This window comes from Streptomyces sp. NPDC002884, assembly GCF_040295245.1.
GTDB lineage: Bacteria > Actinomycetota > Actinomycetes > Streptomycetales > Streptomycetaceae > Streptomyces.
Map to the genome: position 1 here is coordinate 295,461 of NZ_JBEOVB010000004.1, position 21,055 is coordinate 316,515.

The 21,055-nt window shown below is 72.9% G+C and carries 17 protein-coding genes; 7 read left to right on the forward strand and 10 right to left on the reverse strand.

Annotated features, from left to right (window positions below; genetic code table 11):
• Positions 1-267 precede the first annotated feature (267 nt).
• Positions 268-1,257, forward strand: a complete 990-nt coding sequence (locus ABT070_RS11435; protein WP_351757972.1) for a malate dehydrogenase — start codon at positions 268-270, stop codon at positions 1,255-1,257.
• Positions 1,258-1,326: 69 nt separating this feature from the next.
• On the opposite strand, the gene ABT070_RS11440 is transcribed toward ABT070_RS11435, so the two are convergent.
• The 7 genes from ABT070_RS11440 to ABT070_RS11470 all read right to left on the reverse strand — a co-directional run bounded on the left by ABT070_RS11440 (position 1,327) and on the right by ABT070_RS11470 (position 10,723).
• On the reverse strand, positions 1,327-4,662 hold the full coding sequence (locus ABT070_RS11440) for an SAV_2336 N-terminal domain-related protein (RefSeq protein WP_351757974.1): 3,336 nt from the start codon (positions 4,660-4,662) through the stop codon (positions 1,327-1,329).
• 1 nt (position 4,663) lies between these two features.
• The gene (locus ABT070_RS11445) at positions 4,664-5,614 is read right to left on the reverse strand and encodes an AAA family ATPase (protein ID WP_351757977.1); all 951 of its coding nucleotides are present in this window, start codon (positions 5,612-5,614) and stop codon (positions 4,664-4,666) included.
• On the reverse strand, positions 5,611-7,764 hold the full coding sequence (locus tag ABT070_RS11450) for a VMAP-C domain-containing protein (protein ID WP_351757980.1): 2,154 nt from the start codon (positions 7,762-7,764) through the stop codon (positions 5,611-5,613). The genes ABT070_RS11445 and ABT070_RS11450 overlap by 4 nt, the downstream gene beginning before the upstream one ends.
• Positions 7,765-7,767: 3 nt before the next feature.
• Positions 7,768-8,148 (reverse strand): CU044_2847 family protein, encoded by a 381-nt coding sequence (locus tag ABT070_RS11455; RefSeq protein ID WP_351757983.1) that lies wholly within the window; start codon positions 8,146-8,148, stop codon positions 7,768-7,770.
• On the reverse strand, positions 8,133-8,420 hold the full coding sequence (locus ABT070_RS11460) for a DUF397 domain-containing protein (RefSeq protein ID WP_351757986.1): 288 nt from the start codon (positions 8,418-8,420) through the stop codon (positions 8,133-8,135). Before ABT070_RS11460 ends, ABT070_RS11455 begins: the two co-directional genes overlap by 16 nt.
• Positions 8,402-9,244 (reverse strand): helix-turn-helix domain-containing protein, encoded by an 843-nt coding sequence (locus ABT070_RS11465; RefSeq protein WP_351757988.1) that lies wholly within the window; start codon positions 9,242-9,244, stop codon positions 8,402-8,404. The genes ABT070_RS11460 and ABT070_RS11465 overlap by 19 nt, the downstream gene beginning before the upstream one ends.
• A gap of 78 nt (positions 9,245-9,322) precedes the next feature.
• Positions 9,323-10,723, reverse strand: a complete 1,401-nt coding sequence (locus ABT070_RS11470) for an MFS transporter (RefSeq protein WP_351757991.1) — start codon at positions 10,721-10,723, stop codon at positions 9,323-9,325.
• A 92-nt stretch (positions 10,724-10,815) separates the two neighbouring features.
• On the opposite strand from ABT070_RS11470, the gene ABT070_RS11475 reads away from it, so the two are divergent.
• The 6 genes from ABT070_RS11475 to ABT070_RS11500 all read left to right on the forward strand — a co-directional run bounded on the left by ABT070_RS11475 (position 10,816) and on the right by ABT070_RS11500 (position 19,301).
• Positions 10,816-11,805 carry a LysR family transcriptional regulator gene (locus ABT070_RS11475; protein WP_451100984.1) on the forward strand — a complete coding sequence of 330 codons (990 nt, stop codon included), beginning with the start codon at positions 10,816-10,818 and terminating at the stop codon, positions 11,803-11,805.
• Positions 11,806-12,002: 197 nt separating this feature from the next.
• Entirely contained in the window at positions 12,003-13,532 is a 1,530-nt protein-coding gene (locus tag ABT070_RS11480; protein ID WP_351757996.1) for an aldehyde dehydrogenase family protein, read from the forward strand.
• A gap of 121 nt (positions 13,533-13,653) precedes the next feature.
• Complete coding sequence (locus ABT070_RS11485) at positions 13,654-15,186, forward strand: GMC family oxidoreductase (RefSeq protein ID WP_351757998.1); 1,533 nt, start codon at positions 13,654-13,656, stop codon at positions 15,184-15,186.
• Between the two features lie 5 nt (positions 15,187-15,191).
• The gene (locus tag ABT070_RS11490) at positions 15,192-16,322 is read left to right on the forward strand and encodes a quaternary amine ABC transporter ATP-binding protein (RefSeq protein WP_451100982.1); all 1,131 of its coding nucleotides are present in this window, start codon (positions 15,192-15,194) and stop codon (positions 16,320-16,322) included.
• Positions 16,322-18,268 carry an ABC transporter permease gene (locus tag ABT070_RS11495; protein WP_351758004.1) on the forward strand — a complete coding sequence of 649 codons (1,947 nt, stop codon included), beginning with the start codon at positions 16,322-16,324 and terminating at the stop codon, positions 18,266-18,268. The genes ABT070_RS11490 and ABT070_RS11495 overlap by 1 nt, the downstream gene beginning before the upstream one ends.
• Before the next feature lie 76 nt (positions 18,269-18,344).
• The gene (locus ABT070_RS11500) at positions 18,345-19,301 is read left to right on the forward strand and encodes an ABC transporter substrate-binding protein (protein ID WP_351758540.1); all 957 of its coding nucleotides are present in this window, start codon (positions 18,345-18,347) and stop codon (positions 19,299-19,301) included.
• 22 nt (positions 19,302-19,323) lie between these two features.
• Here ABT070_RS11500 and ABT070_RS11505 read toward each other — a convergent pair whose 3' ends face one another.
• The 3 genes from ABT070_RS11505 to ABT070_RS11515 are packed head-to-tail and all read right to left on the reverse strand — an operon-like array spanning position 19,324 to position 21,031.
• Entirely contained in the window at positions 19,324-20,058 is a 735-nt protein-coding gene (locus tag ABT070_RS11505; protein WP_351758543.1) for an isocitrate lyase/PEP mutase family protein, read from the reverse strand.
• Between the two features lie 14 nt (positions 20,059-20,072).
• Positions 20,073-20,516, reverse strand: coding sequence for a carboxymuconolactone decarboxylase family protein (locus ABT070_RS11510; protein ID WP_351758006.1), 444 nt, complete (start codon positions 20,514-20,516; stop codon positions 20,073-20,075).
• The gene (locus tag ABT070_RS11515; RefSeq protein WP_351758009.1) at positions 20,513-21,031 is read right to left on the reverse strand and encodes a carboxymuconolactone decarboxylase family protein; all 519 of its coding nucleotides are present in this window, start codon (positions 21,029-21,031) and stop codon (positions 20,513-20,515) included. The genes ABT070_RS11510 and ABT070_RS11515 overlap by 4 nt, the downstream gene beginning before the upstream one ends.
• Positions 21,032-21,055: the final 24 nt, after the last annotated feature.

A 21,055-nucleotide genomic window follows, 5' to 3' on the forward strand; every position in this document is an offset into this window, starting at 1 on the left:
CCCCGGCGGCCGCTCGGTTCCACCTCTCCCGGACCGGCGGCCGCCGCTTCGCGCACGGCCGGGGCCGCTCCGGCCCTAGCCGAGGGAGCCCCGCGTGTACAGCGGGGGCCACTCTGTGGGACGGGCCACACAACCCCGGCCGCCCGGGATCCCGGAGGCGCGATAACCTGACCGCTGGTTGGATCTCTTGATACCAAGAGATCGATCATTTGTACGTCCCACCAGGGGCAGGGACGCCCCACCGACAGCTGTCCTACGGAGAACGCCATGACCCGCACTCCCGTGAACGTCACCGTCACCGGCGCGGCCGGCCAGATCGGTTACGCCCTGCTCTTCCGCATCGCCTCCGGCCAGCTGCTCGGCGCGGACGTGCCGGTCAAGCTGCGCCTGCTGGAGATCACCCCCGCCCTGAAGGCCGCCGAGGGCACCGCCATGGAGCTCGACGACTGCGCGTTCCCGCTGCTCCAGGGCATCGACATCAGCGACGACCCGAACGTCGCCTTCGCCGGCGCCAACGTCGCCCTTCTCGTCGGCGCCCGCCCGCGCACCAAGGGCATGGAGCGCGGTGACCTCCTCGAGGCCAACGGCGGCATCTTCAAGCCGCAGGGCAAGGCCATCAACGACCACGCCGCGGACGACATCAAGGTCCTGGTCGTCGGCAACCCGGCGAACACCAACGCCCTGATCGCCCAGGCCGCCGCCCCGGACGTACCGGCCGAGCGCTTCACCGCGATGACCCGCCTCGACCACAACCGCGCGCTGACCCAGCTCGCGAAGAAGACGGGCTCGACGGTCGCCGACATCAAGCGGCTGACCATCTGGGGCAACCACTCCGCGACCCAGTACCCGGACATCTTCCACGCCACGATCGCCGGCAAGAACGCCGCCGAGACCGTGAACGACGAGAAGTGGCTGGCCGAGGACTTCATCCCGACCGTCGCCAAGCGCGGCGCGGCCATCATCGAGGCGCGTGGCGCGTCCTCCGCCGCCTCCGCCGCCAACGCGGCCATCGACCACGTGCACACCTGGGTCAACGGCACGGCGGACGGCGACTGGGCCTCCATGGGCATCCCGTCGGACGGCTCCTACGGCGTCCCGGAGGGCCTGATCTCCTCCTTCCCGGTCACCACCAAGGACGGCTCGTACGAGATCGTCCAGGGCCTGGACATCAACGAGTTCTCCCGCGCCCGCATCGACGCGTCGGTGCAGGAGCTCGCGGAGGAGCGCGAGGCGGTTCGCGCGCTCGGCCTCATCTGAGTCCTGCCGGCCGGTCCCTGACCGCTGCTGACTGTTTCTGATCCCCGGGTGGCCGCGGCTGCCCGGGGATCAGTGCGTTCCGGGGTCCGTGACGAGTTCCGCCAGCTTCAGGTACGCCTGGGTGGTTGCCGGACGCAGACGGCGGAGGTCGTCGAAGCCGGAGTCGCGCAGCGCCGGGTCGAACGGGACGCGGACGACCCGTTCGGCGTCCACGCCCAGGCGGTGCGAGGAGTCGACGGACAGTCGGCGGCTCATACCTCCCTGGACCCCGCCGACAACTACGACGAGGTCCCGCATGAGCGTCCGTGACCGTTCCTCGGGCAGCCCACGCAGCACGCGCCCGGCGTCGGTGAGGGAGGAGTGGGTTGCGATGCAGTACAGGATCAGCTGGTCCGTCAGGTTCAGGACCGCTTCGGCTGGCTGCCCCGAGCCTGACGACAGGCAGTTGGTGAGCACGAAAGCGTAGTGTGGATCGGCCACGGTCAGCACCCGGGCGTACTCCTGGGTGTGTGCGGGATTGAGGCCGGTCCGGGTTCCGTACCCGGCGACCTCCAGACCGGAGTCCAGACGTGTGGTGAGGGCCCGGATTTCCGCGTACGGGGCGTCGGGCGGCAGCAGTGCGATGTCCCGTGTGGTGGCCCGCCTCGGGTCCGTCAGACAGACGTCGAGCGCGTGGTCCGTGGGCGGTCCGTCGAGGGCGAGGACGGGTTCGCCGCGCACGGTGGCCAGCAGGGAGCCGAGCACCACCGTCGTGACGGTCCGCCCGGTGCCCGCGTGGGCGCCGAGCACGGTCAGTCGGCGGCCCTGGTCCAGCGGGACGCGCAGCCGCTCCAGCAGCGCCTCGCTGTCCCGGCGGGCGGCGCCGAAACGGGGCAGCCGCAACGGGCTCACGCCCTCGGCGGGTGGCACGGCGGGTGGCGGGCGCAGCGGCACCCGGGGGGCCAGACGGATCGGTACCCGCGACGGCGAGGAGTCCCGCACCGCACGCGCCAGGCTGATGTACCGAGCGAGGACGTCCGCGATCTCACCCGCCGCCGGGCGCGCGGCGGGTGACGGGTCGAGGCAGCGCAGGACCAGCAGGCGCAGGCTCTCCCAGCCGTCGCCCTGCCACAGGTGCATGCCGTCCGGCAGGCCCGGGGTGTTCACCCCGACCCTGCTGCTGATCAGCTGGAGCAGCTCGCCCAGCGAGCGCATGTTGTCCTTGACGGTGGGGGCCGAGCCGGTGCCCTCGTAGCGGCCGTCCACCACGCAGTCCGACAGGTTGCCGAGCACCACCGTGCGGCGCAGCACGAACACACCGTCGGCGCTCAGATCGGAGAGCACCAGCCCGTTGAGGTGGCACACGCTCAGCGCACTCGACAGATGCCAGCCGACGAGGAGTCCGGTCAGCAGGTCGAAGGGGGCGCTGCCGTCCTCGGCGGCCACGGTCAGCAGTTCGGCGAGGCGCGGCGGCTGCCGTCGCACACCGCCCTCGTCGGCGATCGGGGCCATCGCCAGCCACGGCGGGCTGTCGTCGAGACCGGTGCCGAGCAGCTTGGGCGCGTACTGGCCGCCCAGCCGTTCGAGGACCCGGGTCTCCACCTCGATCAACCGCGCGTTGGCGGCCGGCAGATCGGGCCGCGGGGTACGCACCACGGCCCACCCGTGGCGCTCGGCGACGCCCAGGTACGCCACCGTGCGGCGACCGCGCCGCCGCCCCTGCAGCTCGTACGGGCCGATGCGCCGGGGGTCGGACTCCGTGAGCTGCCCCCAGTCGTCGCCCAGGTCGGACGGCTGCCCGGACGGGGACGGTCCCGCCCCGCGGTCACGCCGTACGGTCGACACCCCGAGCCGGGCCATCAGCCGCCGCTCCGGCACGGTGAACGGCCGGTGAGATCCCGGGATTTCGGCGGAGCCGTCCGGATGCGCCAGCCAGGCGGGGAAGTCCGGTGAGTTGCCCGCGAGTTGCTCAAGGCGCCGGCCGATGTTGCGGCTGGTGCCGAGAAGTTCGGCCTGCGGCACGGCGTCCAGCAGCACCGCCTTGGACTCCTCGGTGAAGTCGAAGACCAGGTGCTTGGCGGGCAGCGGACCGGGTACGGGGGCCGGTGCGGGCCGGACCAGTCCGCCCAGGAACACCTCCGCGAGGTGTGAGGTCGTCGCGGGCCACGGCACCGCCGACTGCACCAGACGCATCACCGGCACCGACAGCGGCGAGACCGCCGCCAGATGCGCCGCCAGCCGGTACGCCTCGGGGGTGGCCGCGTCCCGGAAGTGTTGGGCGCTCTGCAGGTCACGTGCGGCGGTCACGGCCGCGTGCCGGGTCGGCCGGGACAGCAGCGGCAGCTCCACGGTGGTGCCGGGCGAGGCGAGCAGCCGCGCCCAGTCGCCGAGCGCCCGGGCCGAGGGCTCCAGGACCGGTACCGGTACGTCGGCGAAGCGGGCCAGATCGGGCGGCAGCACCGGATCGGTGATCCGCCAGGACGTGTTGGCGCCGCCGATGCGCCGGGTCGTCGCCTGCCAGCGCTCGGCGTGGATGCCGGACGCCTCCCACATCTCCTGCGGCAGGGTGTGCAGCAGTGCCACCGGGCCGCGGGCCGCCCACGAGTGCAGCAGCGCGTACAGGGCCCCGTGCCGCCAAGCCCGGCCCATGCCGTCACTGACCACGAGCACCAGGGTGCGGCCCGTCGGGTCGTTGACGGTTGTCGTGGGCACGGGCGTGCTGCCCGGCTGGAAGGGGCGGGCGTGCAGCCGGGGTTCGCCCGGGGAGCGGGTGTCCAGGCCGAGGACGCGGGTGGTGGCGAATGCGCCCAGGCGTTCGAGGAGGACGCGTAGCTCGGCGCCGAGCCGGTGCCACAGCAGCATCGACAGGCCGTCGTCGACGAGCAGGACGAGATGCAGCCAGCGCTCCTGCACCGGGCGCAGGACCACGTCCGGCAGCCTGGTCTCGGCGAGTTCCACGGCCGTGCGCTCCTCGTCGATCTCGCTCCGCCGACGACTGGCCTGTCTGCGCCGCAACGGCCTGAGCGCTCGGCCCAGTCCGAGCTCGTCGGTGAGCGCCTTGCCCTCCGGTACCCGCACCGGCATCGCCGACCGTGGCTCGGCCTGCCGGGCGGGCCGCAGTTCGGGCAGGGCGGGGGCCGGCGGACGGCGGGCCGACGCGTACAGGGAGGACGAGGTGAGGTCGGGCAGGTCCTCGCCGTGAGGTGGCGGCGCCGACCGGGGCGGGGTCTCGTCACCCGCCGGGGCGCTCGGCGCCGGGGGCGGCGGCTCCTCGGCCGGACGCAGCCCCCGGCTCAGCGGCGCGTCGGGGCCGGCCGGCAGCCGGCGGGCGAGCCAGAGCACGTCGAGGACCTGTTCCGCGTCCAGGTCGTGGCCGCAGGCCCGCAGGACCCGCAGCGCCTCGGCGAGCCCGCTGCCCCCGGACATCTCACATCGACCCGGTGAGCTGGTGCAGCACGGCGTCGAGCAGGCCCTCCGCGTCGAGGTCGACCCCGCCCGCGCGCAGGAAGACGGCGTTGAGCAGCTGGTCGGTGGCCAGCTCACCCGGCACGCGCCGCCGCAGGAACGCCTCCAGCAGGTCGTCGGCCGCCCGCAGCGAGTCCTGTCCGAGATGCGCGGCGACGATCCCGCGCAGCCGCTCCTCGTCGGGCACCGGCAGGTCCAGGCGGATGCAGCGGCGCAGGAAGGCGGGCGGGAAGTCGCGCTCGCCGTTGCTGGTGATGACGACGACGGGGAACTCGGCGCACTGGACGCGGCCCTGGTGCACCCGGACCGTGCCGCGGTGGTCGGCGGTCTGCACCTCGATGTCCCTGACGTCCTCGGGGAGCCGGGACAGCTCGGGGATCTCGAAGACCCCCTCCTCGAAGACGGTGAGCAGATCGTTGGGCAGGTCGACGTCACCCTTGTCCATCTCGTCGATGAGCAGGGCGCGCGGCACCTGGGACGGCACCAGGGCGGTACCGAGCGGGCCGAGCCGGACGAACGTGCCGATGGAAGGCTCGCGTTCGCCCCGGTCGCGACTGAGGGTGGTCTCGCGCAGCCGCCCGATCGCGTCGTACTGGTACAACGCCTCCTTCACGGTGGAACGGCTGTTGATGGGCCAGCGAAGCAGCTCGCCCAGCCGCAGCTCGTGCGCCACGGCCCGCGCCAGGGAGGACTTGCCGGTGCCGGCCGGTCCGGTGACCAGCAGTGGGCGGCGCAGGTGCAGCGCGGCGTTGACGACGTCCGCGTGCTTCGGCTCGATGAGGTACGGCAGTTCCTGGCGCCCGGCCCCGGCGGGCCCGAAACGGCGCCACGGCGGGGCGGCGGGCAGGGCGACGGCACGGGGCACGCCGTCGCCGCGGAACAGGCGCCAGTCCGCTTCGGCGGCGGAAGTCATGTGCTCTCCTGGGGGTCGGTCAGGTGCAGCCGGGGCACGGTGCGGTCGGCGTCGGCCCAGGCCAGGACGGGCCGGCCGGGATACTCCAGCGGGCGGGCCAGAGTGTTGGCGCGGTAGGAGCGCACGCCTTCGGGCAGCTCACGGGTGGCCACCTCCGCGAGGCGCTCCACCACATGGCCGGCGGCGTCCCGGTCGCGGTCCCACACGACGACCGGGACGCCCACCGCGAGGCAGATCTGCACAACGCGGTCCCGGAGGGCCGGGTCGGCGGCGACGGAGACACGGACCGTGTCGAGACGGCCCATCAGTTCGTAGTAGATCTTGTTCGGATCGAGCGTGGCGTCCGAGACGACCAGCGTCGTACCGGAGTCGAGACGGCTCCAGCGGCGCCGCCAGTCGGGGAGGAAACGCTCGTGCCGGCGCAGAAGTTCCGGACAGTGCACGACCAGCGGGAACTCGACGCCGAGGACGCCGGGCACGATCTGGTCCGGGGTGTGCCCCTCCCACTCGTCGATGGGCAGGTTGAGGCCGGTCCGGTCCACCAGAACCTCCACCAGGGGGCGTTGCCCGTCCACGGCGGACGGTCCCAGCGTCTCCAGGACCCGCAGCAGCTCGCGGGCCGCCCCGGACGCCGCGTACGACACAGACGTGTCCGTGGACACCTGGCGGGGACCCGCCCCCTCGTCGCACCAGATCCGCAGCCGGTGACGGCCCGGCTCTGCCCGGCCCACCTGAACCAGGACACGGGTGCGCAGGGAGCGGCCGCGCAGCACCCGGCCCCACTCCTGGGCGTCCGAGCGCCGCTCGCCCATCGCGGAGCGCGGGACGCCGAGCCGGGCGGCCACCCCGTCCGACCACAGGCGCACGCCCGCCCGCTGCGCCCCGCAGAGCTCGCCGAAGTACTCCACCGCGCGCAGCAGCGCCGGGACCCGGGGCTCGCCGTCCTCGGCGCGGCCGTCGCCGGGGAGGATCTCCAGATGGTCGATCAGCGCGTCCAGAGTCCCGCCGCCCGGGAACGCGGCCGCCAGGGGCAGCGCGGCCCGTACCGCCTCGGCGAACCGGCCCACCACCTCGTGGTCGAGGCGGCGCAGCAACTCGTGCAGCCCGTGCAGCTCCCGTGTGGAGAGCAGCCGCGGCACGCTCGAGAGCCGGCCCGCCGCCTGGATGCGCTCGACGGCCTCGGGGGCGCGCCGGTCGCGGCGCAGCAGTCCGATCAGGGCGGGCAGCGCCCGCGGCCGGGTCAGGAGGAAGGACACGAACTCCTCGACCGTGGGCGGGGTGACCTCGCTGCCGGGCGGGACACCGCACTCCCAGGCCAGCCGACGGGCGATGCCGCCGCGCTCGCTCGCCGTGGGCAGGGCGCTGTCGATCTCCTGCATGAGCAGCACGAACGCCGGATCGTCGAGGCCGACGGGCGCCGGCTCCGTGCTCTCCAGGGCGCCCACGGCACGCAGTTCGGCCTGGACGGTCTGCCAGGAGAAGCCCCAGCTGCGGCGGATCAGGTCCTGGGGGTTGAACGGGCGGGGCTGCCCGGTGGCGTCGACGGGCGGTACGAAGTAGTGGGCGACGAGCAGGCCGACGACCGCCTCGTCGTACAGCGACCACAGCGGTCCGCCGCTGAAGCCGCGGCTGACCGCCATGCCGGTGGCCGTGCCGTCGAGGTAGGCGACGGGTCCACGGTCGGTCTTGACCTTCAGATCGGCGAAGGTGTCCTCACGGCCGCTGCAGTGCCAGGCGCGCACTGCCTGCCCGGCCCGCAGCGCGGCCCGGCGGGGTGGCGCGGGGGCGCGGCCGGACGGGGCGTCGATCCGCAGTACGGCGAGGTCGCCGAACCACACGTCGGCGCTTTCGGACACCGGGCCGCCGTCCCGGTCACGCGGCGCAATCCAGTGCGCGACCCGGGCGGGGCAGTGCTCGGCGGAGTTCCACTCCCCCCGGAGGACCACACGCAACGCCACGGGGCCCGGTGGCCGGGTCTCGAACGGGGACCTGCCGAGTGCGTCGTTCACGACGTGGGCGCAGGTGAGCACCAGGTCGTCGCCGAGCAGGAGACCTGCCCCCGACCAGTCGCCGTCGTCCGCCCCGCCGACGGACACCGGGGCCGGTTCCGCACCGTCCCCGTGACCTGGTGTTCCCCCGAACCAGCCCATGGTTCACTCCGCGCCGGGCGCCGGTTTCCAGGAGGCGGTGACAGTCAGATGCGCCTGGCCGCTCCCGCCCACGATCCCGAGCTTCAGATCCTGGCCGATCTGGACACCGAAGGTGACGCTGAGCTCGGCCGGCGGGTCCGGCACGGCCGAGACGACGTCGTGCACCTCTTGCAGCAGCGGCCCGAGCGGCTTGAGCACGTTGCGCAGCGCTCCCGCCGCGAAACTGGCGACGGCGGCGCCGCCCGTGGCCACGGGGACGGCCCGGCCCATGCCCTCCGGGAGGCCGTCACCGCCCACCGGGACGGCGGCGGCCCTGGACGTGAGAAGGAATCTGACGGGCGTCCCGTCGTCCAACTCTGCCTCTGCGCTTATCGGTTCGGCCACGCCGACATTGTGATCGACGAGACGAAAACGGACCAGACCCCCGCATCGAACAGGAGCGCTCCGCGCTCCGGGGCTTTACTGTCCCGCACGGGGACGACAGCGGTGCCTTCGGCGACTTCGAGGCAGTCACCGCCGGTGGTGTTGCTGTAACCGGACTTGCGCCAGTTGGCGGTGCTCAGGAAGTCGTCGGCGACTTCGAGGCACTCACCGGCGTCCGAGTTGCTGTAGCTGGACTTGCGCCAGGTGGCATTGCTCAGGTCGAGGGCTCGCATGGCAATTCCTCCAAGAGCTGCATGATGAACTTCCGTGACTCGGCAGGGGAAAGTGCCTGGTCGCGCATCGCATCGTAGCGCTGGAGGAGTAGCTCAACAGAGGTGCTTTCTCTGATGAGTTGGCCTCTGTGAGCGTTTTCCGCGTGCGCGACCGTGGTTCCGTCTGGCATCCGGAGGAACATCAAGCTGGTGCTGGCCAGTCCATGCAGACCGGCGGCGAACGGAAGCACCTGCACGGTGATGTTGGGGCGGTCGGCAGCTTCCAGCAGGCACTCCAACTGCTCCCGCCACGCCTTCGTGCAGCGCAACGGCGTCCGCAGCACTGCCTCGGACACGATGGTGCGGAACGGGGGTGCGTCGTCACCCTCCAGCAACTTCTGCCGTCCGAGGCGGGCATTCACATGATGCGCGAGTTCCGAGTCGCTGGAGCCATGCAGCGAGATGATCTCGCTCGCGTAGGCCGACGTCTGCAGCAGGCCGGGCAGCAAGCTGACGCTGAAGTGCCAGAGGGCGCGTGCCTCCGCCTCCCGGGCCATGTACTGCCGGTACCGTTCCTTGAACTGGCTCTGATCCGCCAGTGCCAGTTCCCACAGCGTCAGCAGCAGTCCCGGTGTCCCGTAGTGCTGGTCGAGCGCCTCGACGATCTCGGGGCTGCCCAGTGACTCCCCGCTCTCCATCTTGCCGAAGGTGGACGGGTCCCAGCCCAGCCGCTCGCCGACCTGTCGCAGGCTCTCCCCCCGCCCGCTGCGCAGCAGCCGCAGTTCCTCGGCGAACCGGCGGCGCGGTTCCTGGCTTCGACCGGTGACCACTCGTCGCGACGGCATGACGCGCACTCCTCCCCGTAACGTCCTGGACACGCACAGTAGTTCAGGTGTCGTGTCCGGGGCGGGCGATCGCCCGAGTCAGGCCACCGGCTCCTTCGCGGGGGCGGCCGCTCCCGCCGGCGTGGGGGAGGCGGGCCGGGCCGGTCCCCGCAGGCCGGTCACGACCACGGCGGTCGCGGCCAGGACGACCACGGCGACCGTGCGCAGGGCCGGGCCCATGCCGGCCGTGAGGTCCGGGTGGCCGGCCAGGACCGTGCCGGTGACCGCGACGCCCAGGGCCGCGCCGATCTCGCGGGCGGAGGTGCCCAGGCCGGAGCCGAGGCCCGCCTGGTGCTGGGGCAGGGAGGTGACGACGCCCAGGGTGAGGGCGGGCATGGACAGGCCCGTGCCCGCCGAGATGACCAGCAGCCAGCACGCGTACAGCGGGTACGGCGTGCCGGCGTCCGCGGTGGACGCGCCGAGCAGGCCGAGGCCGATCAGGGCCAGCCCGGTGCCGATGACCGGGCGCGGGTGCGCCGACCAGCGGGCGGCCAGTTTCGGGACGAGGGCCATGCCGGTGATCAGGGGGACGATCGCGAGCCCGGTGACGGCGGGCCCGTAGCCCTTCACCTCCTGGAGGTACTGGGAGTTGACGAAGAACAGCGCGAACAGGCCGAAGAAGCCCGTCGTCAGACCGAGGCCGGTCGCGCGCAGACCGGGGGAGCGGAACACGCGGGGGTCGAAGAGCGGGGTGCGGGAGCGCAGCGCCTGGAGGGTGAAGGCGGCGATCAGCACGGCTCCCGCGCCGAACGCGCCCAGGATGCGCGGCGAGGTCCAGCCGTGGTCCGGTCCCTCGATGATGCCGAAGAGGACGGCGACCAGCCCGGCGGTGAGCAGCAGGGGGCCCAGCGGGTCGAGGTTGCTGGGGGAGCGGTCGGTGCGCGGGGTGGTCAGGGCCACGGCGAGCGCCAGGAGGGCCGCCAGCGGGACCATCGCGCCGAACAGGGCCCGCCAGGTCAGGAACTGGCCGACCAGGCCGCCGCCCAGGTTGCCCGCCAGGCCGCCGAGGCCGATGGCGAGGGTCCAGGACGCCATCGCCTGGGCCCTGTGCCGCGGTCCGGCGAGGTGGACGAGGATCGACATCGTCGCCGGGGTGATCAGTGCCGCGCCCGCTCCCGAGATGCCCCGGCCCGCGATCAGCACCGCCGGGTCGGGCGCGAACGCGCTGGTGGCGGCGCCCGCGGCGAACAGGCCGAGCCCGGCGAGCAGGGCGCCCTTGCGGCCGTGGCGGTCGCCGAGCGCGCCGGCCGGGATGAGCAGACCGGCGAACGCGATGACGTAGGCGTCGACGGTCCACAGGATCTCGCTGTGCGACGGGTGCAGGGACGACGAACCCAGTTGCGGGATGAGGAGGTTGATCGCGGCGACCATGCTCTGCGCGACCAGCACGCAGGCGCACAGCGCGAGGAGGGTGGACCGTTTCAGGGCGTGCGAGGGCACGGCTCCTCCAGGGGAGCTCGTCGGGGTGGGATGCCCTGTCACCGTAGGCTCGCCTGCGACCTGCTTTCCAGTGCAACCTTTGCAAGGGACGAATGCGTATGACGCAATCCGTGACCGGGCCGGTGGACGGATCCGCGGGCGGCCCCGTGGGCATCGACCTGAATCTGCTGGTAGCGCTGGACGTGCTGCTGGAGGAGCAGAGCGTGCAGGGCGCGGCCCGGCGCCTGCATCTGTCGGAACCGGCCATGAGCCGCACCCTCGGCCGGATCCGCAAGGCGCTCGGCGATCCGGTCCTGGTGCGGGCCGGGCGGCGGATGGTGCCGACGCCCCGCGCCATCGCCGTACGGGCCGAGGTGAGCGCGGTCGTCGAGCGGGCGCGGGCGCTGTTCGCACCGGCCGAGGGCGCCGACCTGAGGACGGTGACCCGCTCCTTCACGATCCTCGGCCACGACGCCATCGCCGCCGCCCACGGCCCGGCGCTCTTCGCCCGCGTCGCCGCGGAGGCCCCCGGTATCCGCCTCCGCTTCCTGAGCGAGAGCCACATCGACGCGCCGTTCCTGCGCGAGGGCACCGCCGACCTGGAGGTGGGCGTCCTCGACACGACGGCCCCGGAGGTGCACCGCGAACAGCTCTACGAGGACCGCATGGTGGGCGTCGTCCGGGCCGGACATCCGCTGCTGGAGGGCGAGGTGACGCCCGAGCGGTTCGCGCGCGAGGCCGACCACCTCATCGTGTCCCGGCGCGGCAAGCTGCACGGCCCGGTCGACGCGGCGCTCGCCGCGCTCGGCCTGGAGCGGCGGGTGGTGGGGACCGTCGGGTCCCTGCCCTCCTCGCTGTTCGTCATCCGCGACACCGACCTGGTGGGCCTGAACACCGGCTGGGGGCTGCCGCTGGCGGAGAGCCTCGGACTGGTCTCCTTCGAGGTGCCGCTGCCCCTGCCCCCGCTGCGGCTGGGCATGGCCTGGCACCCGCGCCACGACGCCGACCCGGCCCACGCCTGGCTGCGCGCCGCGGTGCGGGACCGGGTCGCCCAGTGGTCGGCCGGTACCCGCGCGTCCGGTGGGTCGCCCGTGCCCCGGTGAGCGTGGCCGGGTGAGCGTGGCCGGCCTCGCTCACGCGTACGTTCTGTCGCACTATGTCCATAACTTCAGTGATGCAGCACACTTTCGGCCAAGGATTGCGCATGCAATGGAGGGGAGGGGGCATGTGGACGCCGTCGCCGAGACATACCCACAGGTGACGCAGGGGGACTGAACAGGAACGGAAGGCGACACCGATCATGGCCGACAGGACGGAACAGCCGGAAAAGCGAGACCACCGGACGATCCACGCGGGCGGAGAGTGGCTGGAAGCCGTCTCCGGTGCGACCCGCGAGATCCTCGACCCCGCGGACGGCCGCGTCTTCGCCGTGGTCGCGGAGGGCGACGAGAAGGACACCGACCTGGCGGTCGCGGCCGCCCGCACCGCTTTCGACGAGGGCGGCTGGCCGCACACCCCCGTCGTCGAACGCGCCGCCCTGCTGCAGCGCGTCGCCGATCTTCTCGTGCGCGATCGCGAACGGCTCGGTCTGCTGGAGAGCCGGGACGCGGGCAAGACGCTCGAGGAGGGGCGCGTCGACATCGACTGCGTCGCCGACGCCTTCCGCTACTTCGCCGGACTCGTCGCCAGCGAGGCCCCGGGCCGGGTGGTGGACGCGGGCTCGCCCGACATCCACAGCGTCGTCGTGCACGAGCCGGTCGGCGTGTGTGCGCTGATCACCCCCTGGAACTACCCGCTTCTGCAAGCCAGTTGGAAGATCGCCCCGGCGCTCGCCGCGGGCAACACCTTCGTCGTCAAGCCGAGCGAGATCACCCCGATGTCGACGATCGCGCTCATCGACCTGCTCCTCGAGGCCGGGCTGCCCGCCGGGGTCGCGGGCATCGTCACCGGGCCCGGGCACACGGTCGGCGCCCGGCTCGCCGAGCACCCCGACGTCGACCTCGTCTCCTTCACCGGCGGCCTGGTCAGCGGCACGAAGGTCGCGCAGGCGGCCGCCCCGAGCGTCAAGAAGGTCGCCCTGGAACTCGGCGGCAAGAACCCCAACGTGGTCTTCGCCGACTCCTGCGCCACCGAGGAGGGCTTCGACACCGCCGTCGACCAGGCCCTCAACGCCGCCTTCATCCACAGCGGCCAGGTCTGCTCGGCGGGCTCCCGGCTCATCGTCGAGGAGTCGGTCCGGGACCGTTTCGTCGCCGAACTCGCCCGCAGGGCCGAGAAGATCCGGCTCGGGCGCGGCACGGAGGACGGCGTCGAGTGCGGTCCGCTCGTCTCCGAGCAGCAGCGCGCCAAGACCGAGGCGTACGTCGCCTCCGCGCTCGCGGAGGGCGCGGTGCTGCGGTCCGGCGGCCGGCGACCGGAACCCGCCCCGCAGCGGCCGGAGTCCGGCTACTTCTACGAGCCCACCGTCCTCGACCGCTGCCACCGCGAGATGAAGGTCGTACGGGAGGAGGTCTTCGGGCCGGTCCTCACCGTCGAGACCTTCCGCACCGAGGACGAGGCCGTCGCCCTCGCCAACGACACCGAGTACGGCCTCGCCGGCGCCGTCTGGACCGCCGACGCGGGCCGGGCGCGCAGGGTCGCCGGCCGGCTGCGGCACGGCACCGTCTGGATCAACGACTTCCACCCCTATCTGCCGCAGGCGGAGTGGGGCGGCTTCGGCAAGAGCGGGGTGGGCCGCGAACTCGGCCCCGCCGGGCTCGCCGAGTACCGCGAGGCCAAGCACGTCTACCAGAACCTCGCGCCGCGCCCGGTCCGCTGGTTCGCCGGCTGACACCCGCCCGCCCCGGCCCGCTCCCCGCCCCCGGCCCGCTCCCCGCACCCGGCCCCGCTCCCCGTCCTCAGCCCGCCCCGGCCTGCCCCGGAAGACTTCGCACGCCCCTGGAGTACCCCCCATGCCAGAGAACGCACCTGTCTACGACTATGTCGTCATCGGAGGCGGAACCGCCGGTTCCGTCATCGCCTCCCGGCTGACCGAGAACCCCGACACCACCGTCGCCGTCATCGAGGGCGGCCCCAGCGACGTAGGCCGCGACGACGTCCTCACCCTGCGCCGCTGGATGGGCCTGCTCGGTGGCGAACTCGACTACGACTACCCGACCACCGAGCAGCCGCGCGGCAACTCCCACATCCGGCACAGCCGCGCCCGCGTCCTCGGCGGATGCTCCTCCCACAACACGCTCATCGCCTTCAAGCCGCTGCCGTCCGACTTCGACGAATGGGAGGCGGCCGGCGCCCGGGGCTGGGGCGCGGTCCCGATGGAGGCGTACTACGCGCGCCTGCTGAACAACATCGTCCCGGTCGACGAGAAGGACCGGAACGCCATCGCCCGCGACTTCGTCGACGCCGCCCAGCAGGCGACCGGAGTGCCGCGGATCGAGAGCTTCAACCAGAAGCCCTTCGACGACGGCGTCGGCTTCTTCGACCTCGCCTACCACCCGGAGACCAACAAGCGGTCGAGCGCCTCGGTGGCCTATCTGCACCCGGTGATGGACGAGCGGCCCAACCTGACGATCCTGCTGGAGAGCTGGGCGTACCGGCTGGAACTCGACGGCACGCGCGCGGAAGGCGTGCACGTCCGTACGAAGGACGGCGAGGAGATCCTCGTGCGGGCCCGCCGAGAGGTCGTGCTGTGCGCGGGCGCCGTCGACTCGCCCCGCCTCCTCCTGCACTCCGGCATCGGCCCGAAGGCCGACCTGGACGCGCTCGGCATACCCGTCGTGCTCGACCTGCCCGGCGTCGGCGAGAACCTCCTCGACCACCCCGAGTCGGTGATCGTCTGGGAGACCCACGGGCCGCTCCCGGAGAACTCCGCGATGGACTCCGACGCCGGCCTCTTCGTGCGCCGCGACCCCGGACACCCGGGCCCCGACCTGATGTTCCACTTCTACCAGGTCCCCTTCACGGACAACCCGGAGCGCCTCGGCTACGAACGCCCCCCGTACGGCGTCTCGATGACCCCCAACATCCCCAAGCCGAAGTCCCGCGGCCGGCTCTACCTGGAGAGCGCGGACCCGTCCGTGAAGCCCGCCCTCGACTTCCGCTACTTCACCGACGAGGACGACCACGACGGCCGCACCCTCGTCGACGGGATCAGGATCGCCCGCGAGATCGCCAGGACCGAGCCGCTGGCCGGCTGGCTCAAGCGCGAGGTGGCGCCGGGCCCGGACATCACCGGCGACGAGGAACTGAGCGAGTACGCCCGCAAGGTCGCGCACACCGTCTACCACCCGGCGGGAACCTGCCGCATGGGCGCGGAGGACGACGAACTGGCCGTGGTGGACCCACGGTTGCGCATCCGGGGCCTGGACGGCATCCGCATCGCGGACGCCTCCGTGTTCCCCACCATGACCGCCGTGAACCCCATGATCGGGGTGCTCATGGTCGGCGAGAAAGCCGTCGACCTGATCGGAGACGATGCGCGATGACGATCATGCCCGCCACCCGTAAGCCGCCCACCGCGGACACCGACGCCCCCGTCTTCTCGGTCGACGGCCTGTGGAAGGTCTTCGGACCCAAGTCCGAGCGCGTCCCGGCCGACCCGGAGCTCGCCGCCCTCCCGCCCGCCGAACTGCGCTCCCGCACCGGCTGCACGGCCGCCGTCCGGGACGTCTCCTTCGACGTGCGCAAGGGCGAGGTCTTCGTCGTGATGGGCCTGTCCGGCTCCGGCAAGTCCACCCTGGTGCGCTGTCTGACCCGGCTGATCGAGCCGACCGCCGGCACCATCGTCGTCGACGGCGAGGACGTCCGCGCGATGGACCGCACCCGGCTGCGCGAACTGCGCCGGCACCGCGCCGCGATGGTCTTCCAGCACTTCGGCCTCCTCCCGCACCGCACGGTCCTCGACAACGTCGCCTACGGCCTGGAGATCCAGGGCATGGGCCGCTCCGAGCGACGCGCCCGCGCCAAGGAGGTCGTCGACAAGGTCGGCCTGGACGGCATGGAACAGCGCAGGCCCGCCCAGCTCTCCGGCGGCCAGCGGCAGCGTGTCGGCCTGGCCCGCGCGCTCGCCGTCGACCCGGAGGTGCTCCTCTTCGACGAACCGTTCAGCGCCCTCGACCCGCTCATCCGGCGCGACATGCAGGAGGAGGTCGTCCGGCTGCACCGCGAGGAGGGCCGCACGATGGTCTTCATCACCCACGACCTCAGCGAGGCGCTGAAGCTGGGCGACCGCATCGCCCTGATGCGCGACGGGCAGGTCGTGCAGCTGGGCACGCCCGAGGAGATCGTGGGCTCCCCGGCCGACGACTACGTCCGCGAGTTCGTCCGGGACGTGCCGCGCGAGCAGGTCCTCACGGTGCGTACGGCCATGCGGCCCGCGTCCCTGGAGGAGGCGGGCGACGGCCCGGCCGTGTCCCCGGACGCCACGGTGTCCCAGGCGATCGAGGCGGTCGCCCGGTCGGGCGGCCCGGTACGGGTCATGGACTCGGGCCGGTGCCTGGGCGTCGTCGACCACGAGCGGCTGCTCGGCGTGGTGGCCGGCACGGGTCCCGCCTCCCTTCCCTCCGGACGGGGGCCCGGATCCGTCGCGGTCGGAACGGAGCCCCGTAAGGAGGCGGTCTGATGGCCACGCTGACCACACCCGCCCCCCGGACCGCCCTCCCGGGCGTCCTCGGACACCAGGCCGTCCGCAAGCTCGCGCTGCTCGCGCTCGTGGCCGCGGTCCTCGTCCCGCTGGCCGCCGCCCGGTGGTCCAGCGGCACCTGGCCGCAGGCCCTCACCGTCGACCTGACCAAGCCGCTCACCGGCGCCAGCGACTGGATCATCGACAACCGCGACAGCCACCCGCTGTTCCTCTACTTCTTCGGCTACCTCAGCAACGGCGTGGTCCTCTCGGTGCGGGCCGTGTACCTGGTGCTGCTCGGCGCGGGCTGGGCCGGGGTCACCGCGGCGGCCGCGCTGGTCGCCTGGCGGGTCGCCGGAGTGCGGCTCGCGCTCGGCACGGCGGCCGCGTTCCTGGCCTGCGGCCTGCTCGGCATGTGGGTGCCGACGATGCAGACGCTGGCCCTCATGATCGTCGCCGTCCTCGTGTCGGTCGTCGTGGGCGTGGTGCTCGGCCTGGCCGGCGGTCTCTCCGAGCGCCTGGACCGCGCCCTGCGGCCGGTCCTCGACACCATGCAGGTACTGCCCGCCTTCGCCTACCTGCTGCCGGTCGTGCTGGTCTTCGGCATCGGCGTCCCGGCGGCCGTCCTGGCCACCGTCGTCTACGCCGCCCCGCCCATGGCCCGGCTCACCGCGCTCGGACTGCGCGGCGCCGACAAGGAGGTCCTGGAAGCGGTCGAGTCGCTGGGCGCGACCGCCCGGCAACGCCTGCTGACCGCCAGGATCCCGCTGGCCCGCAAGGAACTCCTCCTCGGCCTCAACCAGACGATCATGATGGCGCTCGGCATGGCCGTCATCGCGTCGGTGATCGGCGCGGGCGGCCTCGGAGACCGCGTCTACCAGGCGCTGGCCTCGGTCGACGTGGGCGCGGCCCTCGCCGCCGGCATCCCCATCGTGCTGCTCGCGGTCGTCCTGGACCGCGTCACCGCCGCCGCAGGTCGCGCCGGCGACGGCGAACCGGGCCGCGGCCGGGCCGGCTGGGCCTACGCAGCCGCCGGCGCCGTGGCCGTGGCGCTCGCCGGGCGCGCGGTGGGCCGGCTCGACTGGCCCGGCACCTGGACGGTGGGCATCGCCGCGACGGTCAACGACGCCGTCGACTGGATGACCGACCACCTCTACTCCGGGGTGCCCGTGATCGGCGGCACCGCCGACTGGGCCGGCCACTTCACCACCTGGGTCCTCGACCCCCTCCGGGCCGGCCTCCAGGGCCTGCCCTGGTGGGCCGTGCTGCTGCTGGTCGCCGCGATCGCCTGGCCGATCGGCACCTGGCGCACCGCGCTGACGGCCGTCCTCGCGCTGGCCGCGACCGGCGTGCTCGGCGTCTGGGAACCGTCCCTGGACACTCTCTCCCAGGTGCTGGCCGCCGTCGCCGTCACCCTCGTCCTCGGCTTCGCGACCGGCATCGCCGCCGCCCGCAGCGACCGCGTCGAACGGCTGCTGCGCCCGGTCCTGGACGTGTTCCAGACGATGCCGCAGTTCGTGTACCTGATCCCGGTCGTCGCCCTGTTCGGCGTCGGCCGCGCCCCCGCCGTCGCGGCGGCCGTCGTCTACGCGCTGCCCGCCGTCGTCCGCATCACCACCCAGGGCCTGCGCCAGGTCGACCCGGCGGCGATGGAGTCCGCCCGGTCCCTCGGCGCGACCGGCGCGCAGCAGCTGCGCCAGGTCCAGCTCCCGCTCGCCCGGCCCGCGCTGCTGCTCGCCGTGAACCAGGGCGTGGTCCTCGTCCTCGCCGTCGTCATCATCGGCGGTCTGGTCGGCGGTGGCGCGCTCGGCTACGACGCCGTGTTCGGGCTCGCCCAGGGCGACCTCGCGACCGGTCTGGTGGCCGGCGCCGCGATCGTCTGCCTCGGCCTGATGCTCGACCGGGTGACCCAGCCGGCCGACCGCCGTGTGAAGAAGGGAGCGTGACATGCGAGTTCACCAGCCACGCCTTCGTGACCTGAGCCTTCGTGACCTGCGCTTTCGTGACCTGCGCCTTCGTGATCTGCGGATGCGTACGACCGCCGTGACCGCCGGGGCGTCGGCGCTTCTGCTGCTCACCGGCTGCGGCGCCGCCGACATGACACGACAGGCGTCGCCGTTCGCCAACGCGCAGGGCGCCAGGACCGTGACCCTCTCGGTCCAGTCCTGGGTCGGCGCGCAGGCCAACGTGGCCGTCGCCCAGTACCTGCTCGAACACAAGCTCGGCTACCGCGTCGACACCGTGCAGGTCGACGAGGTGCCCGCCTGGGACGCGCTCAGCCAGGGCCGGGTCGACGCGATCATGGAGGACTGGGGCCACCCCGACCAGGAGCAGCGCTACGTCGACGACAAGAAGACGATCGCCCGCGGCGGCGACCTCGGCGTCACCGGACACATCGGCTGGTTCGTCCCGACGTACTTCGCCAAGGAGCACCCGGACGTCACCGACTGGAAGAACCTGAACAAGTACGCCTCGCAGTTCCGCACCGCCGAGAGCGGCGGCAAGGGCCAGCTGATGGACGGCTCCCCGTCCTACGTCACCAACGACAAGGCTTTGGTGCAGAACCTGAAGCTCGACTACCAGGTCGTCTTCGCCGGTTCCGAGGCCGCCCAGATCACCCAGATGAGGCAGTTCGCCAAGGAGAAGAAGCCCTTCCTCACCTACTGGTACGCCCCGCAGTGGCTCTTCGAGAAGGTCCCGATGACCGAGGTGAAGCTGCCCGCCTACAAGGAGGGCTGCGACGCGGAGCCGGACAAGGTGGCCTGCGGCTACCCGCGCACCCCGCTCCAGAAGTACCTCAACGCGGACTTCTCGAAGGACGGCGGCAAGGCGGCCGCCTTCCTGAAGAAGTTCAAGTGGACGACGGAGGACCAGAACGAGGTGTCCCTGATGATCGCCGACCAGAAGCTCACTCCGGAGGCGGCCGCGAAGAAGTGGGTGGACAGCCACGAGTCGACGTGGAAGGCGTGGCTGTCCTGAGCGCCGCCGGGCCGCGTCCGGCCTAGGACACGACGCCCCGCACCAGTTCCGCGCTGATCTCCCGCAGGGCGGCGGCCGTCCGCCGCTGGAGTCCTGGTCCGAACGTGACGCGGGTGGCCCCGAGTTCGCCGAGTCCGGCGGGCGAGGGGCCCTCGCCGTCCACCCGGCCGCCCGCGTTGAGCGGGCCCGGGATCCCCGACCGCAGCAGCGGCAGGACGGCCGCCGGGGCGCCGATCGGATAGACGCAGTCGGCGCCCGCGGCGACGTACGCCGCCGCCCGCTCGACGGCCCCTGCGGGGTCGCCGTCGCCGTGCGCGAAGGTGTCGACGCGCGCGTTGACGAAGAGCCGGCCGCCCGCCGCCCGCCGTACCTCGGCGAGCCACTCGGCGTGCTCGCGCGGGTCCTTGAGGACACCGTCGACCGAGTCCTCCAGGTTGCAGCCGACGGCGCCGGTCTCCAGCAGCCGCTCCACCAGTTCCCCCGGCGCCAGCCCGTACCCGTCCTCGACGTCCGCCGACACCGGCACGTCCACCGACCGTACGATCCGGGCGACCGCCGCGAACATCTCGTCGGCCGGGGTCCGCCCGTCCGCGTACCCGAGCGAGGCGGCGACGCCCGCGCTGGGCGTCGCGAGCGCCGGGAACCCGGCCTCGGCGAACACCCGGGCGCTGGCCGCGTCCCAGGGGCCGGGCAGGACGAGCGGGTCGCCCGGCGGCCGGCCGTGGTGCAGCCGGCGGAACGCGTCCGCCTTGCTCATGACGTCCACCTCGCTCATGGCGTGTAACCCCCCGGTGGGACACGGCGGGCGACCATCACCCGGTTCCAGCTGTTGATGGCGGTGATCAGCGCGACGAGATGGGCGAGCCGCGGGGCGTCGAAGTGCCTGGCCGCCCGCTCGTACACGGCGTCGGGCACGAACCCCTCCGTCAGCACGGTCACCGCCTCGGTGAGCGCCAGCGCGGCCCGCTCCCGCTCGTCGTAGACGTCCCCCGCCTCCTCCCACGCGCTCAGCAGACCGAGCTGCTTCTCGCCCACCCCGTGCTCGCGGGCGATCGTGAGGTGCATGTCGAGGCAGAACGCGCAGTGGTTGAGCTGCGAGGCGCGGATCACCACCAGCTCGGCGAGCGCGGGGTCGCCGAGACCCCGCTTCGCGGCCGCGCTGAGCGTGGACATGGCCCGGCCGACCTCACGGTCGAGGAGATTCGTCCGGCTCATGCGTGCTGCCCCGGCCGGTAGTGCCCCGGCACCAGCCGGCAGGTCACGCCGAACCGGTTCCACGCGTTGATCACCGTGATCGCGGCGATCAGCTGCGCCAGCTCGGCCTCCTCGAAGTGCTTCGCGGCCCGCTCGTACACCTCGTCCGGCACGAAGCCGTCCGTGAGGACGGTCACCGCCTCCGTGAGGGCCAGCGCCGCGAGCTCCCGCCCGGTGTAGAAGTGCTCCGACTCCTCCCACGCGCTGAGCTGGATGATCCGCTCGACGCTCTCGCCCGCCGCGAGCGCGTCCTTGCTGTGCATGTCGACGCAGAGCGCGCAGCGGTTGATCTGCGAGGCGCGGACCTTCACCAGCTCGACCAGCTTCGGGTCGAGGCCCTTACGGGCGGCGGCGTCCAGCCTGAGCATCGCCTTGAACACCTCGGGCGCGTGCGCGGACCAGTTCAGCCGGGGGGTGTGCTCGGGGGCGTACGGAACCTGTTCGTCGGTGGTCGTGATGTCTGCGTGCGTCGTCATGTCCTCGACCCTAGGAGCGGGGCA

Bases quoted from the DNA above. Each gene is read 5' to 3' on its own strand.
- ABT070_RS11515 (WP_351758009.1), bottom strand. From the start codon at position 21,031: ATGACGACGCACGCAGACATCACGACCACCGACGAACAGGTTCCGTAC.
- ABT070_RS11510 (WP_351758006.1), bottom strand. From the start codon at position 20,516: ATGAGCCGGACGAATCTCCTCGACCGTGAGGTCGGCCGGGCCATGTCC.
- ABT070_RS11485 (WP_351757998.1), top strand. From the start codon at position 13,654: ATGCCAGAGAACGCACCTGTCTACGACTATGTCGTCATCGGAGGCGGA.
- ABT070_RS11450 (WP_351757980.1), bottom strand. From the start codon at position 7,764: ATGGGCTGGTTCGGGGGAACACCAGGTCACGGGGACGGTGCGGAACCG.
- ABT070_RS11480 (WP_351757996.1), top strand. From the start codon at position 12,003: ATGGCCGACAGGACGGAACAGCCGGAAAAGCGAGACCACCGGACGATC.
- ABT070_RS11505 (WP_351758543.1), bottom strand. From the start codon at position 20,058: ATGAGCAAGGCGGACGCGTTCCGCCGGCTGCACCACGGCCGGCCGCCG.
- ABT070_RS11460 (WP_351757986.1), bottom strand. From the start codon at position 8,420: ATGCGAGCCCTCGACCTGAGCAATGCCACCTGGCGCAAGTCCAGCTAC.
- ABT070_RS11475 (WP_451100984.1), top strand. From the start codon at position 10,816: ATGCGTATGACGCAATCCGTGACCGGGCCGGTGGACGGATCCGCGGGC.
- ABT070_RS11490 (WP_451100982.1), top strand. From the start codon at position 15,192: ATGCCCGCCACCCGTAAGCCGCCCACCGCGGACACCGACGCCCCCGTC.
- ABT070_RS11465 (WP_351757988.1), bottom strand. From the start codon at position 9,244: ATGCCGTCGCGACGAGTGGTCACCGGTCGAAGCCAGGAACCGCGCCGC.
- ABT070_RS11445 (WP_351757977.1), bottom strand. From the start codon at position 5,614: ATGACTTCCGCCGCCGAAGCGGACTGGCGCCTGTTCCGCGGCGACGGC.
- ABT070_RS11440 (WP_351757974.1), bottom strand. From the start codon at position 4,662: ATGTCCGGGGGCAGCGGGCTCGCCGAGGCGCTGCGGGTCCTGCGGGCC.
- ABT070_RS11435 (WP_351757972.1), top strand. From the start codon at position 268: ATGACCCGCACTCCCGTGAACGTCACCGTCACCGGCGCGGCCGGCCAG.
- ABT070_RS11495 (WP_351758004.1), top strand. From the start codon at position 16,322: ATGGCCACGCTGACCACACCCGCCCCCCGGACCGCCCTCCCGGGCGTC.